The 1,470-nt window shown below is 54.0% G+C and carries 1 rRNA gene; it reads right to left on the bottom strand.

Going from position 1 to position 1,470, the window contains the following annotated elements:
- Positions 1-158: 158 nt before the first annotated feature.
- Positions 159-1,470, bottom strand: a 23S ribosomal RNA gene (locus ACZY0Q_RS21000); the annotation flags it as partial.

The raw sequence follows: 1,470 nt of genomic DNA, 5'->3' as shown, positions 1-1,470 counted from the left end.
TGTGGTGTTGTTATGTTGTTGTGTTTTGTTCCTGTGCAACGGTGCCGCGGGTAGCGGGTTTGTTGTTTGGGAACCACATAGTGGACGCAAGCAGTCTTGTTTTCTTTTTACCACCCCGTGTCGTAAACCTCTTTTGAATAGGTTTGCGGGGGTGGTGTGTGGTGTAAGTTATCGGCCTATTAGTACCGGTCAGCTTCACGAGTCGTTAGTCCTCGCTTCCACATCCGGCCTATCAACCCAGTGGTCTGGCTGGGGGCCTCTCACACACAAGGTGTATGGAAATCTCATCTCGAAGCGAGCTTCCCGCTTAGATGCTTTCAGCGGTTATCCCATCCGAACGTAGCTAATCAGCGGTGCACTTGGCAGTACAACTGACACACCAGAGGTTCGTCCGTCCCGGTCCTCTCGTACTAAGGACAGCCCTTCTCAAATTTCCTGCGCGCGCAGCGGATAGGGACCGAACTGTCTCACGACGTTCTAAACCCAGCTCGCGTACCGCTTTAATGGGCGAACAGCCCAACCCTTGGGACCTACTCCAGCCCCAGGATGCGACGAGCCGACATCGAGGTGCCAAACCATGCCGTCGATATGGACTCTTGGGCAAGATCAGCCTGTTATCCCCGAGGTACCTTTTATCCGTTGAGCGACGGCCATTCCACAATGTACCGCCGGATCACTAGTCCCGACTTTCGTCCCTGCTCGAGATGTCTCTCTCACAGTCAAGCTCCCTTGTGCACTTACACTCGACACCTGATTGCCAACCAGGCTGAGGGAACCTTTGGGCGCCTCCGTTACTTTTTAGGAGGCAACCGCCCCAGTTAAACTACCCATCAGGCACTGTCCCTGACCCGGATTACGGGCCGAAGTTAGATGTCCAAAGTGACCAGAGTGGTATTTCAACGATGACTCCACCCGAACTGGCGTCCGGGCTTCAACGTCTCCCACCTATCCTACACAAGCCACTCCGAACACCAATACCAAACTATAGTAAAGGTCTCGGGGTCTTTCCGTCCTGCTGCGCGTAACGAGCATCTTTACTCGTACTGCAATTTCGCCGAGTTTATGGTTGAGACAGCGGGGAAGTCGTTACTCCATTCGTGCAGGTCGGAACTTACCCGACAAGGAATTTCGCTACCTTAGGATGGTTATAGTTACCACCGCCGTTTACTGGGGCTTGAATTCTCAGCTTCGCCGTAAGGCTAACCGGTCCTCTTAACCTTCCAGCACCGGGCAGGAGTCAGTCCGTATACATCGTCTTGCGACTTCGCACGGACCTGTGTTTTTAGTAAACAGTCGCTTCCCCCTGGTCTCTGCGGCCCCGATCCCCTCCCACCAGCAAGTGGTGTTCAAGGTTGGGGCCCCCCTTCTCCCGAAGTTACGGGGGCATTTTGCCGAGTTCCTTAACCATAATTCTCTCGATCGCCTTAGTATTCTCTACCTGATCACCTGTGTCGGTTTGGGGTACGGGCG

The sequence above is a fragment of the Pseudarthrobacter lactosi genome, from assembly GCF_055412785.1.
The sequence above is the reverse complement of the archived record's forward strand: the minus strand, read 5'-3'. Positions and strand labels throughout refer to the sequence as shown.